At 62.0% G+C, this 15,383-nt stretch carries 11 protein-coding genes; 6 read left to right on the forward strand and 5 right to left on the reverse strand.

Features of this window, described 5'->3' with window-relative positions; all coding sequences use genetic code 11:
- Window positions 1–126: 126 nt before the first annotated feature.
- Entirely contained in the window at window positions 127–1,017 is an 891-nt protein-coding gene (locus EDC35_RS10000; RefSeq protein WP_132977096.1) for a phosphoribulokinase, read from the reverse strand.
- Window positions 1,018–1,162: 145 nt separating this feature from the next.
- Here EDC35_RS10000 and EDC35_RS10005 point away from each other — a divergent pair, with 145 nt between their 5' ends.
- Window positions 1,163–3,277, forward strand: a complete 2,115-nt coding sequence (locus tag EDC35_RS10005) for an ATP-binding protein (protein WP_132977097.1) — start codon at window positions 1,163–1,165, stop codon at window positions 3,275–3,277.
- A 246-nt stretch (window positions 3,278–3,523) separates the two neighbouring features.
- Here EDC35_RS10005 and EDC35_RS10010 read toward each other — a convergent pair whose 3' ends face one another.
- Window positions 3,524–6,316 (reverse strand): 1-acylglycerol-3-phosphate O-acyltransferase, encoded by a 2,793-nt coding sequence (locus EDC35_RS10010; RefSeq protein ID WP_132977098.1) that lies wholly within the window; start codon window positions 6,314–6,316, stop codon window positions 3,524–3,526.
- Window positions 6,317–6,487: 171 nt separating this feature from the next.
- Between EDC35_RS10010 and hemP the strand changes: the two genes are divergently transcribed.
- Window positions 6,488–6,676, forward strand: a complete 189-nt coding sequence (gene hemP / locus EDC35_RS10015) for a hemin uptake protein HemP (RefSeq protein ID WP_132977099.1) — start codon at window positions 6,488–6,490, stop codon at window positions 6,674–6,676.
- 51 nt (window positions 6,677–6,727) lie between these two features.
- On the opposite strand, the gene EDC35_RS10020 is transcribed toward hemP, so the two are convergent.
- Window positions 6,728–8,809 (reverse strand): M1 family metallopeptidase, encoded by a 2,082-nt coding sequence (locus tag EDC35_RS10020; RefSeq protein ID WP_243651587.1) that lies wholly within the window; start codon window positions 8,807–8,809, stop codon window positions 6,728–6,730.
- Window positions 8,810–9,185: 376 nt separating this feature from the next.
- On the opposite strand from EDC35_RS10020, the gene EDC35_RS10025 reads away from it, so the two are divergent.
- A complete protein-coding gene (locus tag EDC35_RS10025; protein ID WP_341539434.1) occupies window positions 9,186–10,223 on the forward strand; it encodes a ChaN family lipoprotein in 1,038 nt (345 codons plus the stop codon).
- On the forward strand, window positions 10,220–11,524 hold the full coding sequence (gene trhP / locus EDC35_RS10030) for a prephenate-dependent tRNA uridine(34) hydroxylase TrhP (protein ID WP_132977101.1): 1,305 nt from the start codon (window positions 10,220–10,222) through the stop codon (window positions 11,522–11,524). The genes EDC35_RS10025 and trhP overlap by 4 nt, the downstream gene beginning before the upstream one ends.
- Window positions 11,525–11,718: 194 nt before the next feature.
- Here the strand turns inward: trhP and EDC35_RS10035 are convergent, their stop codons facing one another.
- Window positions 11,719–13,299: a peptide chain release factor 3 gene (locus tag EDC35_RS10035; protein WP_132977102.1), complete on the reverse strand. Its 1,581-nt coding sequence runs from the start codon at window positions 13,297–13,299 to the stop codon at window positions 11,719–11,721.
- Between the two features lie 171 nt (window positions 13,300–13,470).
- Here EDC35_RS10035 and EDC35_RS10040 point away from each other — a divergent pair, with 171 nt between their 5' ends.
- Window positions 13,471–14,310 (forward strand): UDP-2,3-diacylglucosamine diphosphatase, encoded by an 840-nt coding sequence (locus EDC35_RS10040; protein ID WP_132977103.1) that lies wholly within the window; start codon window positions 13,471–13,473, stop codon window positions 14,308–14,310.
- 93 nt (window positions 14,311–14,403) lie between these two features.
- Here the strand turns inward: EDC35_RS10040 and EDC35_RS10045 are convergent, their stop codons facing one another.
- A complete protein-coding gene (locus tag EDC35_RS10045) occupies window positions 14,404–14,757 on the reverse strand; it encodes an HMA2 domain-containing protein (protein WP_132977104.1) in 354 nt (117 codons plus the stop codon).
- A gap of 181 nt (window positions 14,758–14,938) precedes the next feature.
- Between EDC35_RS10045 and EDC35_RS10050 the strand changes: the two genes are divergently transcribed.
- Entirely contained in the window at window positions 14,939–15,358 is a 420-nt protein-coding gene (locus EDC35_RS10050) for a cupin domain-containing protein (RefSeq protein ID WP_132977105.1), read from the forward strand.
- The last annotated feature ends 25 nt before the right edge of the window (window positions 15,359–15,383 follow it).

Consider the following 15,383-nt stretch of genomic DNA (forward strand, 5'->3'; position numbering starts at 1 on the left):
CTGGCGGTGAGGTGTCAGCTATCGAGCGGTGCAAACCGCGAAACCGCACAGGAGCAGAGTGGCGTTCAGTCGGTCGGGTTACGCCCGCCGGGCTAACCCGACCTGCCGGGCTGGACGCCCGCAAGGTCAAACCTTGCGCGCCTCCATCATGCGCTCGATGATGGGTTGCAGGATGATCTCCATCGCCATTCCCATCTTGCCCCCCGGCACCACCATCGAATTGCGCCGCGACATGAATGAATCGTGGATCATGGACAGCAGATAGGGGAAATCAACCTCCAGCTTTTGGGGGTTCCTGAAGCGGATGATGACGAAACTCTCGTCCGGGGTCGGGATGTCGCGCGCGATGAAGGGGTTGGACGTATCCACCGTCGGCACGCGCTGGAAGTTGATGTCAGTCAGCGAGAATTGCGGCGTAATGTAGCGGATGTAATCCGGCATCCGGCGCATGATGGTATCGACGATGGCCTCGGCTGAATAGCCGCGCTCGGCGTTGTCGCGATGGATCTTCTGGATCCATTCCAGATTGACGATCGGCACCACGCCCACCCCCAGATCCACATGCTGGGCGACCTGATTCTCTTCAGTCACGATCAGGCCGTGCAGACCCTCATAAAACAGCAGATCGGTCTGCGACGGCACATCCTCCCAGGGTGTGAACTGTCCTGCCTTGAGTTCGGTGCCGAGACGGGCGTTGTGCGCCGCTGCCTCCTCGTCGCTGTGGAGGTAATAACGCTTTTTGCCCGTGCCATTCTCACCATAATTGCGGAACAGATCTTCCAGCAGGTCGAAGCGGTTCGCCTCGGGACCGAAGTGGCTGATATTTTTGTTCTCTTTCGCCGCCTGGGCCATCTCGGCCTTCATGGTGACGCGATCATAACGATGGAAGCTGTCCCCCTCGATCACCGCCGCACTGATCTTGTCGCGGTGAAAGATGTGCTCGAAGGCACGCTTGACGGTCGTGGTGCCCGCGCCGGAGGATCCGGTGACGGCGACGATCGGATGTTTCTTGGACATGAATGGTTCCCCCTTGTCTTCGTTATCTTTGCGCCCTGGGCGGTAGCCCGCGCTGAATGGATGTGTAAGGATTGGCGAATATAGCATGAGGTCGATACAACACGGATGCGAGGTCTTTCGACCATGCAGCGATGAGGTGGGAAAGATGCAGACACGCCGCTTGCACGAAGGTCTCAGGATCACGCCCGCGCTACGTGCCAACCCCGAGTTTCAATCGGCGCTGGTGCGGATCACGGTCTGTCTGTTCGGTGCGCTCTACATCGGGGTTGGTGCCTGGACCGACTATTATGGCGTCGATACCCGTTATTACCTGATGATTTTCGTGCCCTATCTGCTCGCGACAATCATCCTGCTGATCAGCGTGCTCCGTCGTCCGGACTGGTCGGCGCGGCGTTATCTGGCGCTCTGTCTTGACATCATTGTGGTCAGTCTCGCGATCTCGATCACCCAGCAGGCGATCAGCCCCTTTTATCTGCTCTATATCCTGATCTTCATCTCGGCCGGCACCCGCTTCGGTCGGGATCATCTGATCGTGGCGTCGGTGGTGGCGGTGATCGCCTACAACATCGTGCTCTTTGAACTCGACGAATGGAACCGGCATCCCTTCGAGGCGGGATTTTTTCTGCTGCTGCTGGTGCTGTTGCCCTTGTATCAGGCATCCCTGCTGCGCCAGGTGCAGCGGGCGCGCGAGGAGGCGGTGCGGGCGAATCAGGCCAAGGGCGATTTTCTGGCCTTCATGACCCACGAGCTGCGCACGCCGCTCACCGGTGTCATCGGCATGGCTGAACTGCTCAAGGATACCCGGCTCGACCTGGAACAGCGCGATTATGTCCAGGCGATCACCAGTTCGGCCAATGCACTCAATGCGCTGATCGGCGACATCCTGGATTTTTCCAAGATCGATGCCCGCAAGCTGAAGCTCGAACAGGCGCCATTCGATCCACGCACCCTGGTGCGCGAGGTCTGCGAGATTCTGGATGGCCGCGCCCTGGTGTCGGGCCTGGAACTCATCTGCGAGGTCGCGCCCGAGATGCCGGAGACAGTCTGCGGCGATTCCCTGCGGGTGCGGCAGATTCTCTTCAATCTGGTGGGCAACGCGATCAAGTTCACCGAGCGGGGTCAGGTCCGGGTGCGGGCAGGCGTGCAGATGGCGGACTCGGCCTTGCCCCGCCCACACCTGTTGCTGGAGGTACTGGATACCGGTATTGGGATTCCCCAGGACAAACTCCCGCAGCTGTTCGAGAGCTTTCGGCAGGCGGACGATTCGACCACGCGGCGTTTTGGCGGTACCGGGCTGGGCACCACCATCGCCCGCGATCTGGCGGCGCTGATGGGCGGAACCATTGAGGTCGAGAGTGAGGAAGGGCAGGGGAGCTGTTTCCGGGTCCGTCTGCCGCTGCTCGGTGAGGATTTTGTTCTGCCGACGCTGGAGCCGGGCGACAGACTGCGTGGTGTGAAGATTCTGGTGCTGGAGCGCAATGCAACGCAGCGTGCACTGCTGTGCGCGATCCTGGAGCGAGAGCAGGCGCTTTGTCAGGGATCGGCGGAACTCGCCGCCGTGGATCTGTCCGGCATGAATGCGCCGGATCTGGTGTTGCTCGCCGATTCCCCGAGCGGCGCTGACCTTCCCGCTGCCCTGGCCGAGGTGCGGCGTCTTTGCGGCGCTCAAACGTGCTGCCTGCTGTTGACGCATACGGGGCGTCGTCTGCCGCAGCCGCCATCGGGCGTTCTCTGTCTGAACAAGCCCTTTCTCGCGGAGGCGCTGATTGATGCCATCGCTACGCTGCGCGCGCCTGCTCCGTCAGAGAAGGCGGATCAGGCGGACGACGATGCCGGTCCGGCACCAGGGCCGGACTGGCAGACGCCGCATGCCGGCCCTGAGGTTCGTGTCCTGGTGGCCGAGGACAATCGGATCGCCGCCAGGGTACTGACGACCTTTCTGGGCAAAATGGGCTTTTCCTGCTCGCTCTTTCAGGACGGGGAGGCGGCGCTGGCGGCGGCGCTGGAGGGCGGATACCAGATCGCCATCATCGATCTGCGCATGCCCAAACTCGACGGGCTGGGGTTCGCCCGGCGTTATCGGGCCGAATCCGATGGACGGCCCCTGCCGATCATCGCCCTCACCGCCAATGCGGAAGAAGAGGTCAGGCGCACCTGTTTCGAGGCCGGGATGGATGGCTTTCTGGCCAAGCCGGTCGCACCCGCCGAGCTGCGCCGGACACTCGAACGCTTTGTCTCTTTGGGTGATGGACAGGATTAAACCGCGCCCCGTGCAATAAGCAATGTTTTTGGTTTGGATCGATCTTGGCGACATCAGCGACCATCTGCGCTGGCGCGGTTTAAGATATTCAATTATTTGAAATTTTAAACCGCGTCTCCACTGGGGTCGTAGACATCCACAGAGCTAAACACAAAATGAAAATGATGCATATCGCGCTGGACGCTGTTTAACAGGATTTCTCAGGATGGACTCTCAACGCACAGGCTGCCTCTCGCTGGCGGTGATTCATGGCGTCAATTGCGCGCCGATGACTGTCCGCGCCGCATCGCGCAATGCCGCCGCCGCCTCCCAATCCGCTCCGGTCGCCATCATGGGCGAACCGATCAGCACCTCGGCCTGTCCCCAATGCGGCAGCAGGCTGTCGCCCGGCATCAGCTCGCGCGTGCCTTTGATGACGACCGGCAGCACCGGCAGCCCGGCCTGAGCGGCGATCACAAAGGCGCCCATGCGAAAGGGCAGCAGCCCCGGTTGCGTGCGGAAGGTGCCCTCGGGAAAGAAGGCGAGGCTTGCGCCACGCGCCAGCGCGGCACTGAGCTGAGACGATTCGCGATGACTGCGCTGGAGATCGAAGCGTTCGACGAAGAGCGTCCCCATCCGCGCCAGAAAACGACCCACGAACGGATTGTTCAGCAGTTCGCGTTTGGCGACGAAGCTGACCGGTCGCTCGATGGCCTCGATGAGCGCTAGCGCATCCAGATAGCCCTGATGATTGGCGACCAGCACGAATGGCTGACCGGCTGGCGGAAGCCGCTCGCGGCCTGTGACCCTCAGGCGCACGAAGGCGAGTCGGCGCAGCAGCCGGATCCCGAACCGAACCAGACCCCAGCGCCAGGTCAGACGCGGGGTCAGCATGACGCCGATCCAGAACCAGGGCGCGATCAGATAGAAGACGGCCCAGGCATAACCGGCGTAAATCCTTTGCGGCAGGCGGTGGATCAGGCGTGAAAGCCGGCCCCGGAGCGCCGATCCACCCAATCGCGCCACCTGTTGCCAGACTGGACGTGGCGGACCCGCGACGAGTCTGCCGGCGAGATAGAGTGTGCGTGTGTCGCCCCGGCGCAGCTTGCCGCTGGAGGTCTTGAGCACTGAGCGCGGCGGAGCGAGGACGATCTCATCCGGCGGCAGACCCAGGATGTCGGTCGCCCGCTCACGCGCCTGCTGCATCAGCGCGGCGCGGCGGGCGGGATCCTGCTCCTTGCTCTCGGCGACGATGACCAGCCGCTCGCTGCCCTGTTTGGGATCGGTCGCGGCGAAGGCGACCACGCAGCCGTTACGGATACCGGGCAGTTCGCCCAGCGCCTGTTCGACCTCGTAGGGATAGAGATTGCGACCGCCACGGATGATGAGGTCTTTCACCCGCCCGGTCAGATGGATATCGCCGCCGGCCAGATAGGCGCGGTCGCCAGTTTCGTGCCAGCCGTCACGGATCAGACGGGCGGTCGCCTCGGGATTGCGGTAATAGCCGCGCGTCGCCGACGGACCCTGAAACTGGAGCAGTCCTTCGTGACGCTCGGGCAGCGTCCGGCCTTCGCCATCGACGATCCGCACCCGATAACCCGGCAATGGACTGCCGCAGGCGACGACCTCCAGCGCCTCCGGATCGTCGCCGGGAACCGGCAGGGCGTAGCCTGAGTCGGCGAAACGAACACGGTCGATGCAGTCGATGCGCGATCCCCGATTGAGCGGGGGAAAGGCCAGACCGACCGCCGCCTCGGCCAGACCATAGACCGGTGCCAGCGCCTCGGGGCGCAGACCGCAGGGGGCGAAATGCTCGGCGAAGCGGCGCAGGGTCAGGGGGCTGACCGGCTCGGCGCCGTTGAAGGCGCAGCGCCAGCCACTCAGATCCAGCCCGTCCCGCTGGGCCTCCGAGATGCGCGTCAGACAGAGTTCGTAGGCAAAATTGGGCGCGGCGGAGAGTGTGCCGTGATGATCGTGGATGGCCTGCAACCAGCGGCGCGGGCGCGCCAGAAAAGACAGCGGCGACATCGAGACCAGTGGCACGGCGAAATAGAGACTGCCGAGCCAGGCGCCGATCAGACCCATATCGTGATAGAGCGGCAGCCAGCTCACGAAGACATCGTCCGGGCCGATGGCGATGGCCTCGCCCATGGCGCGGATATTGGCGAGCAGATCGGCGTGCGAGAGCACCACGCCCTTGGGATCGCCGGTACTGCCGGAGGTGTATTGCAGAAAGGCGATGTCGTCGGGCTCGGGATGCGCCCAGACGGTCGCGGGCGATTCGCCGTCCAGGTTTTCCAGGGTCAGGATCTCGCGCAGCGACGTGACCTGAAGACGCAGGATATGCGCGACGGTGCGCGCCTCGGGCACCGTGATGAGACAGGTGACGCCGGCGTTGTCGAGAATCCGCGCATGGCGGCGCAGATGGTCCTCGATCTGCTGCGGACGCGCCGGCGGATAGATGGGCACAGGAATGCCGCCTGCGGCGAGGATGCCGAAAAAGCTGAAGAAATAATCCGGCCCGGTCGGCAGCATGACCGCCACCGTTGCGCCTTCGGTCAGACCGGCGCGACGCAGACGTGCGGCGACCCGTGAGGCACCCTCGGCCAGACCGGCATAGGTGATAGGCTGCGCCCGATCCTCGCCATCGTAATAAACGATGTGAACGCGCTCGCCATGCTGCGCGTGATGCCAGGTGAGCACATCCAACAGCGTCCGGGCTGAGGTTGGAATGCCGGCATCGGCGGCAACATCCAGCCCGGACAGGCGTGGCGTCGTTTCGACCGTCGTGTCTGCCCCGTCGCGCACCAGTCCGAGCAGTTCACGCGCCGTCGCCGCCAGCAGCGCCTCATTCGGCAGCGCCACCCCAAGCCCCTTCTCGACCCGTGCGATCAGCTCCGAACGGCTCAGACTGTCGAGTCCCAGGTCGGTTTCCAGCCGCGTATCCAGGGTGATGCCTTCCGGTGGCGCGGGCAGGCGTGACTCCTGCGCGAAGCTGTGCAGGATGGTCAGGAGTTGGCCAGCTTGATCACTGGCGTCAGTCTTGCCTTTGAGGGTCATAACGAAGCGTTCCGCCGCCCCATGGGCGTGACGTTGGCACCTGGATGAATCTCGACGCCCTGTCGTCTTGACAGGACGCGCATCCGGCTCTATTTTATTTGAGAATGATTCTTAACTGTTTTTCTTCTGGCGGTCACGCCAGCCCCTTTTCCTTCACTTGAGGACATGAGCATGCCATCCGAACACACGACAGACAGCCGTCTTCAGTCTCCTCGTCAGGGGCGCAATCCCATGCCTCAGACGCGCCGGGTCGATAGCCGCACCCTGATGGGAAGCGATCATCTGCTGATGATTGAGCACGCCGGCAGCAGCTATTATCTGCGCATGACCCGCAACAACAAGCTGATTCTGACCAAGTAGTCTGGGGTAACGTCTTCCTGCCCCGGCCATGGCCGGGGCGCGCAATGATCGTCAGCGTGTTTCCAGCGGCGGCAGATCCTGCACCGCCCCCAATTCGCGCCGGGCGCCAAACCAATGAACGAGCGCCGAATCGTCTGAAGGCCATTGTCCCTTGATCCGGTTCGTCGCCTCCGGACCGGTGAAGGTCAGAAAGCTGTATTTCCCATAATGCGGCAGCTTGCGGGCGAGGGCGGGAACCGCGCTGGTCTCGCTCGCGGCCAGCCAGGCGGCAGGCTGGCCGTTGCGCCAGCGGGTCAGAACCGGGCTGACCGTCGCACCATCCAGCGCCGCCTCCTGTAGATCCAGCCGGCGTTTGGCGACATCCAGCCGAAAGCCGGATGACTGCGCGGCGAAGTCGTCGAGATGACGATTCTCCCAACCCAACAGCCAGACCGGGCGATCGTCGGGCTGGATCGCCACCTCGCGATCCAGCGCGATGCGCCAGTCCGGACGCCCTTGCTGCCAGGCAGCGGCGAGTTGGCGATAGGCCGTCTGGAGCGGAAACGGCGCGTCGGCTGGAAGCAGGATCAACCCCCGGTCAGAACCGAAGAGATTGCTGAGTGCAACCGGCGTTTCGCCCGGTGACAACTCGCGAAAGACATCGAATGCCGGATCGACCGCGAGTCGCACCGGTGCGGATGGCAGCCTGATCTCAAATGGGACACGGCGGCTGTCGCTGACGACGATCAGACGCTGCGGCTCGCCTGTTTCCTGATCGATGACGATCGGCACCCGCAACGGAAAGAGTGGCGCAGCCTGGGCCTGCTCGATTCGGCCCGTCACCCGCCATCCATCGCCATCCCGTACCCGTTGCACCTCAGCAAGCGCGAGCCGGGGCGCGCCGGCCTGAGTGGTCCAGGTCTGGAAAAACGGGCGTAGATCCTGACCGCTGACCGACTCGAAGGCGCGCCGCAGGTCAGCGTAACTGGCGTGCTGAAAGCGGTTCTCGGCATAAAATCGCCGCAGTCCCTGCCGGAAGGATTCATCGCCCAGATTGCGCCGCAGCATGTGAAAGAACATCGCCCCCTTGCCATAGCCGATGGCCTGCGAGGCTGAGCCATGCCGCGCGCGGAATTCGATCAGCGGAAAATCCCTGTCCTCGCGCACGTGATCGGCATAGCTTTTCAGCATGTCGCGACGATGTTCGATACCCTGTCCGGCGCGTTCCTTGAGCCAGTAATCGGCCAGATAGTTGGTCAGCCCTTCGCTCCAGTTGCCTGACTCGTAATCGACATAAACCCCGTTGCCCCACCAGTTGTGCAGGATCTCATGCGGATAGGAGGTCTGGACGATGAAGGGCAGGCGGATGACCTGCGGACCCAGCAGGGTGAAGGAGGGCATGCCATAACCCGTTTCCCAGACGTTCTCGACCAGGGCGAATTTGGCGAAAGGGTAAGGGCCGATCAGCTCCGAATAGAGCGCGACATATTGGAGCGTGGCTTCCAGATAACGTCGGGCCAGCTCGGGATCCGGACGGCGCAGATAGACCTGGGCCTCGAAGCCGGCGCCCGGCTCGCGATAGAGCTGGAAGGGCGCGGCGATCAGATAGATGTCATCCTGTGGCTGCGTCTCGGACCAGATGGAGCGTCCGGTGCGGGTGTCGCCCGGCCCTGCGCCCTGTGAAACCGACGTCCAGCCTGCCGGAAGCTGGACCTGGAGCCGGAACCGCTGCAAGCTGTCCGGGATGCGGGGATACCAGCCGCTGGAGCCGTCGAGAAAAATACCGTCCGGGCCGATGCTTCCACGCGACCACTGACGCACGCGGCCCATGCCTTCATCAATGGATTCCAGGTCATGACGAATCCGCCCGCCGTAGCTCAGGGTCACGGGGCCGGGGTCCAGGCGGCGCAGCCGGTAGGCGGTCAGGTGCTCCCGATTGCCCAAGGCGGTCAGTTCGGCATGTCCCGCTGTGACCTGTGGATCGAGTCCGCTGTGCAGCAGGATCGTCCATTCGTTTTCATCATCCGGCAGCCCCATCTGGTCCTGCACCTGCAAACGGCCCGCGACCGGATCGATGCTGACCTCCAGTTGATGTTCGATCAGGGGTGTTGCGGTTGAGGCCGGGGTCGGCAGCAGCAGTGCCGGGACGAGCATCAGGGACAGAATCACTTTGATTGTGCTGAACGATTTTGGCATGTGTCTGAATAGGGAATAGACAGGATTAACAGGATGGATCAAGATTAACAGGATTAAAAACAAAGATTTGAAAAATCCTGTCCATCCTGAAAAATCCTGTTAATCCTGTTCATTTCAGGTCAGCACAGGTACGAGTTTTTCAGAAAATCGCCTTATCATCCTATGCCAACTGCCTGTGCGAATAAATTCGCACCTACTGGGGGATTTCGTGTCACACAAACATCCTTTTACATTCGCACTCGCGGCGAGTCTTTGCGCGCTCAGTACGCTGGCCTGTTCGACTGCGCTGTCTGGCCAGTCAAAGGGGGCGGAGTTCCCCGAGACCTCAACCCGCGTGCTCGATCTTGCGCAGCTGAGCGGCATGGACCGGCTGCTCGACCGTCTCGCTGACCGTCGGGTGATCTTCGTCGGCGAGAGCCATGACCGCTATGAAGACCATCTGAACCAATTGGCGATCATCCAGGGTCTGCATGCGCGCGGCAAACCGCTCGTGATCGGCATGGAGTTTTTCCAGCAGCCCTTTCAGCCGGCACTCGACGACTATATCGCCGGAACCCTTGATGAGGCCGAGTTCCTGCGCCGGACGCAGTATTTCGACCGCTGGCGTTATGACTATCGGCTCTATCGACCCATTCTGCGCTTCGCCCGCGAACAGCGGATCCCCGTGATCGCGCTCAATCTGGAGTCTGAATTGACCCGCCGGGTCGGCGAGGTCGGCATCGCCGGTCTGAGCACGGACGAGCGGGCGCGGATTCCAACCGGCATCGACCGTGCGGATCCCGCCTATCGGGCGCGTCTGGAGGCGGTGTTCAAACAGCATCCCGGCGCAGATCAGCGCAATATCGAGCACTTCGTGGAGGTGCAGTTAATGTGGGACGAAGGCATGGCTGACCGCGCCGCACAAGCGCTCGCTGCGCATCCCGACCGCACCCTGGTCGTACTGGCCGGGTCCGGTCATCTCGAATACGGGCAGGGCATCCCCAAACGCCTGCTGCGGCGGGTCGATGTCCCCTCGGCCATCGTGCTCAATGGTGCCGATCGCGATCTCGATCCGGCAGTGGCCGATTTTCTGCTTTTTCCCAAGCAGGTAGACTTGCCGGCTGCCGGTCTGCTGGGCGTGATGCTGGATCAGACGGCGGCAGGCGAGGGCATGCTGGTGCAGGGTTTCGCGGAGAAGAGCGGGGCCAAGGCCGCCGGGATCGTCGCGGGCGATCGCATCCTCCGCATCGGTACGCAGCCTATCGCCAGCTATGCCGATATCCGCATCGCACTGCTCGACAGCCAGCCCGGCCAGACCCTGCCGGTCGAGGTGCAGCGTAAAGGACTGGTCGGCGCGGACGAACGTCTGACCTTTCTGGTAGAACTCCATTGAACCCGGACAAGCGACGCGCCCCGGAACTGCTGTCGCCAGCCGGCACCCTTCGCAATCTGCGGTATGCCTTCGCCTATGGGGCGGATGCGGTCTATGCGGGTCTGCCGCGCTACAGTCTGCGGGTGCGCAACAACGATTTCGACGCCGCGAATCTGGCGCTCGGTCTCGCCGAGGCGCACGCCCTGGGCAAGCGCTTCTATCTCGCCGCCAATCTCATGCCCCACGGGGCCAAGGTGCGAACCTTCGTGGAGGATCTGGCGCCCATCGTCGCGCTGGGGCCGGATGCGCTCATCATGGCCGATCCGGGCCTGATCCTGCTGGTACGCGAGCGCTGGCCCGAGCTTCCAATCCATCTCTCGGTGCAGGCCAATACGGTCAACGCGGCGGCGGTGCGCTTCTGGCAGGGAGTCGGTGTGTCACGGGTGATTCTGTCGCGCGAACTCTCGCTCGATGAGATCGCCGAGATCCGCGCCGCCTGTCCGGACATCGAGCTGGAGGTCTTCGTCCACGGCGCGCTCTGCGTGGCCTATTCAGGCCGCTGTCTGCTGTCGGGCTATTTCAACCACCGCGACGCCAATCAGGGCGCCTGCACCAATTCCTGCCGCTGGGACTATCGACTGGGGGCCGAGATGTCGGATTCCGGTCAGATGCGTCACCCCGACGCCGACGCGGTCTATCTGCTCGAAGAGGCCAAGCGGCCGGGCGAATTCATGCCGATCTTCGAGGATGAGCACGGCACCTATATCCTCAATTCGCGCGATCTCCAGGCCGTCGCCCATGTCGAGCGGCTGGTCGCGATGGGGATCGACTGTCTCAAGATCGAAGGGCGCACCAAGTCGCATTACTATGCCGCGCGGACCGCTCAGGTCTATCGGGCCGCCATCGACGATGCTGTGGCCGGACGGACCTTCCGGCCCGAGTTGCTGACTGCGCTGGAGGGGCTCGCCAACCGTGGCTATACCGAGGGCTTCTATCGCCGCCACGCCGCCGCCGAGTTGCAGAATTATGCCGACGGCGCCTCGCGCAACCAGCGCAGCATTTTCGTCGGCGAAGTGACCGGGGGCGGTGATGGCTGGGCCGAAATTACGGTCAAAAACCACTTCGCTGTGGGCGACGGGCTGGAACTGATGACACCCGGCGGCAACCGCTCATTTTGTCTGGAACAGATGGAAACTCTGGATGGGGCGGCGCTCGATGTCGCGCCGGGCGCCGGCTGGCAGGTGCGGATTCGCGTGCCCGGCGAGGTGCAGCCGCTGGGGCTGCTGACCCGACTGCTCACCAACTCGCGGGATATGGATTAAACCGCGCCCAGCACGGTATGCGATCTTTGTGGATCAGATCGGCCCTGGCAGACTCAAGGATTATCGGAGCTGGCGCGGTTTAAAGTATTAAAAAATATAAAATTTTAAACCGCGTCTCCACTGATGTCGTTGACTTCCCCAGAGCTAGACACAAATTGAAAATTACGCATATCGCACTGGACGCGGTTTAAGCCCTAAAGCTCCCGTGTCGCCAGAAAGCGCACGTCCGGCCAGCGTTCCTGCGCCAGGCTGAGATTCACCATGGTCGGGGCCAGATAGACGAGCTGATCGTCGCCGTCGAGCGCCAGATTCTCGTAGCATTTCTCCTTGAACCGCTCCAGCATCCTGGGATCCTCGCAGTGGATCCAGCGTGCAGTCTTGACGCTGACCGGCTCGACGATGGCATCGACGCCGTATTCATCGCGTAACCGATAGGCGGCCACGTCGAACTGGAGGATGCCGACCGCGCCCAGGATCAGATCGTTGTTCTTGAGCGGACGGAACGACTGGGTCGCGCCCTCCTCGGAGAGTTGCAGCACGCCCTTCTGGAGCGCCTTGAGCCGCAGCGGATCCTTGAGCACCACGCGCCGGAAGAGTTCGGGCGCGAAATAGGGCACGCCCTCGTATTTCAAATCCTCGCCTTCGGTGAAGGTGTCGCCAATCTGGATGGTGCCGTGGTTATGCAGACCGATGATGTCACCGGGCCAGGCTTCCTCCACATGACGGCGCTCATCGGCCTGAAAGGTGATGGCGTTGGCAACCTGGATGCTCTTGCCGATGCGTACATGACGCATCTTCATGCCTTTTTTATAGCTGCCCGAACAGACCCGCAGAAAGGCCACACGGTCACGATGGGCCGGGTCCATATTGGCCTGGATCTTGAAGATGAAGCCGGTAAAGCCCTCCTCGGACGGCGTGACCTCGCGCTGGCGCGTCTGGCGCGCGCGCGGCGGCGGGGCATACTCGACGAAGGCGTCCAGCAGTTCGCGCACGCCGAAGTTGTTGATCGCCGAGCCGAAAAAAACCGGGGTCTGTTTGCCGGCAAGGTAGGCATCCTGATCCAGCGGATGACTGGCCCCGAGCACTAGTTCCATCTCGTCGCGCAGTTCCTGCGCCTGATCCCCGAGCACCTCGTCCATGCGCGGATTGTCCAGACCTTCGATGATCTCGCCTTCGGTGATGCGTCCGCCATGCTGGGCGCTGAACAGATGGGTGCGTCCGGTACGCAGATCGAAAACCCCCTTGAAGCGCTTGCCCATGCCGATCGGCCAGGTGACGGGTGAGCAGCGAATCTTCAGCACGCTCTCGATCTCGTCGAGAACCTCGATGGCATCGCGTCCCTCGCGGTCGAGTTTGTTGACGAAGGTGAGGATCGGCGTATCGCGCAGCCGGCAGACATCCATCAGCTTGATGGTGCGCTCCTCGACGCCTTTGGCTATATCGATCACCATCAGCGCCGAATCAACCGCCGTCAGGGTGCGATAGGTGTCCTCGGAAAAATCCTCGTGTCCGGGGGTGTCGAGCAGGTTGAGGATGGCGTCACCGTAGGGGAACTGCATGACCGATGAGGTCACCGAGATCCCGCGCTCCTTCTCCAGCGCCATCCAGTCCGAGGTGGCGTGACGTGCCGCCTTGCGACCCTTGACCGTGCCAGCGAGCTGAATGGCGCCGCCGAACAGCAGGAGTTTTTCGGTCAGTGTGGTCTTGCCGGCGTCAGGGTGGGAGATGATCGCGAAGGTGCGGCGTTTGTCGAGTTGTTCTTGGAGTTCGCTCATGGGGGACTGGTCGGACACTGCGGGTGCGGGTGAAGCCCGTGAGTATAACGATTTGGGATCGCTCCGGCACGGGCGGTCAGCGCATCGCCTTCATTCAGGCCGCCCCATCCCGAAAACCTCGTGACATAATGATGGTCATTGTTATTTGGCACTATACCTTGGCCACACCTCATGGATCACAATCGAGACCACAGGCTTCAGACGGTTGACGATTCGCGCGCAACTCTCGTCAGGCCGGATGAAACACTCTTCATCTCGGATCTGCATCTGTCGCCGGAGCGCCCGACGACCCTGGATCTCTTCCTGCGTTTTCTGGCCGGACGCGCCCGTCAGGCGGCGCGGCTCTATATTCTCGGCGATCTGTTCGATGCCTGGATCGGGGACGATGACGACACGCCGCTGAACACGCAGGTTCGCGCGGCGCTACGCGCGCTGACCGACTCTGGCACCGCCTGCGACCTCATGCATGGAAATCGCGATTTTCTGATCGGACGCGCCTTCTGTCGCGACACCGGCTGCACCCTGCTGCGCGACCCGACGCTCAGATACTTCGACGGCGAACCAACCCTCTTGATGCACGGCGATCTGCTCTGTACCGACGATGCGGCTTATCAGCAATTTCGCAGGCGCGTTCGCAATCCGTTCGTGCGGCGATTGTTTCTCTGGAAATCACTGGCTGGCCGGCGCGCACTCGCAGCGGATTACCGGGATAAAAGCCGCGCCGCCAACGCAGACAAACCGCCCGAGATCATGGATGTGAACCAGGGCGCGGTCGTTGCCTGTCTGCGCCGTTTCAACGCCTCGCGGCTGATTCACGGTCATACCCATCGGCCCGCTGAACACGCATTCGCGCTTGACGGAACAGCCATCCATCGACTCGTGCTGTCTGAATGGCGAACAGACTGCGGTGAGGTGTTGGTTCACCGGCCTGGTGGCTGGCATCGTGAATTGATCGTGAAGGGTTTTGACCAGCAGGGTCATCTGTATCAATCGATCACTGCCGCTCAATGATGCGCGACAGTTTTGTGAATCCGGCCTCAAGTCAGCCGATCAGGCGGCAGGGTCGGACCCCGCCGAGATCCAAACTGCACTCCAGGACGCGGTTTAAAGCAGGACGCTGACCAGTTTGAGCGCGGAACGCTCGGCAACTTTCTTGACGATAGCCCCCATCAGCACCTTGCCGAACAGTTCGCCGGTCTTGGTCGTAAACGCATCGCTGCGTGTCTGAGCGCCAAGACAACCGGTACTTTCAAGCATCGCCAGCAATTGAGCGCGGCTCAGGCGGGCCGTGTCGTAATGGATGGTGATGCTGCTGGCGTCCGGGTTGAGTCGGACATGGGTTACGCCGTCCAGGGCAAGCAATTGATCCTGAATGCTCAGGGCGGTGATGGATCGACGACGGAACGACGTTGAACGAATACGCAGACGCCCGGGGACATGGTGAATCGACTGGTTCATGGCGACCTCGCTGGCTCGTCAGGATGGCGTAAATGATATGAGTTATCGTTTATAGCGCATCAAGATCGCCAATGCAAACCTTTCTCAGTTGTCCGGGGTCCAATGCCTTGGTATCGTCACCGGCACGATGGGGCTATCCTGTCTGCATCCTTAAAACAGTGGTTTCAGAGGTCAATATTTCATGAACGAAGCGGATTGGATGGTCTTTCAGCTTGACGATCTGGTGGCGAAGGTCGAGCGCAACGGTGTGACGCTGAAGGAATTTCTGCGCACGCCCTCGCTGTCCTGTTCGATCTACTATCTGCCGGTGGGCTCCAAAGATATGGCCAGCGCCCATGAGGAAGACGAGCTCTATCTGGTGCTGGAAGGCAAGGCCAATCTGCGCGTCGGCGACACCGAGCACGATGTCCAGAAAGGCACGCTGATGTATGTGCATGCCGCATGCAGCCACGCCTTCTTCGATATTCAGGAAGATCTGACCGTGCTGGCCTTCTTCGGCGCGCCAGTCAAGGCCTTGGGCAGTCATGCCCGAGGACGTTATCGTTTTGGCCATCAGGAGGATTCGGTAGTTGATCTGGCCGCATCCGGGACGGCCCTTTAGGCGATTTCCTGAAAACAATCTACCC

This window comes from Thiobaca trueperi, from assembly GCF_004342175.1.
Taxonomy (GTDB): Bacteria; Pseudomonadota; Gammaproteobacteria; order Chromatiales; family Chromatiaceae; genus Thiobaca; species Thiobaca trueperi.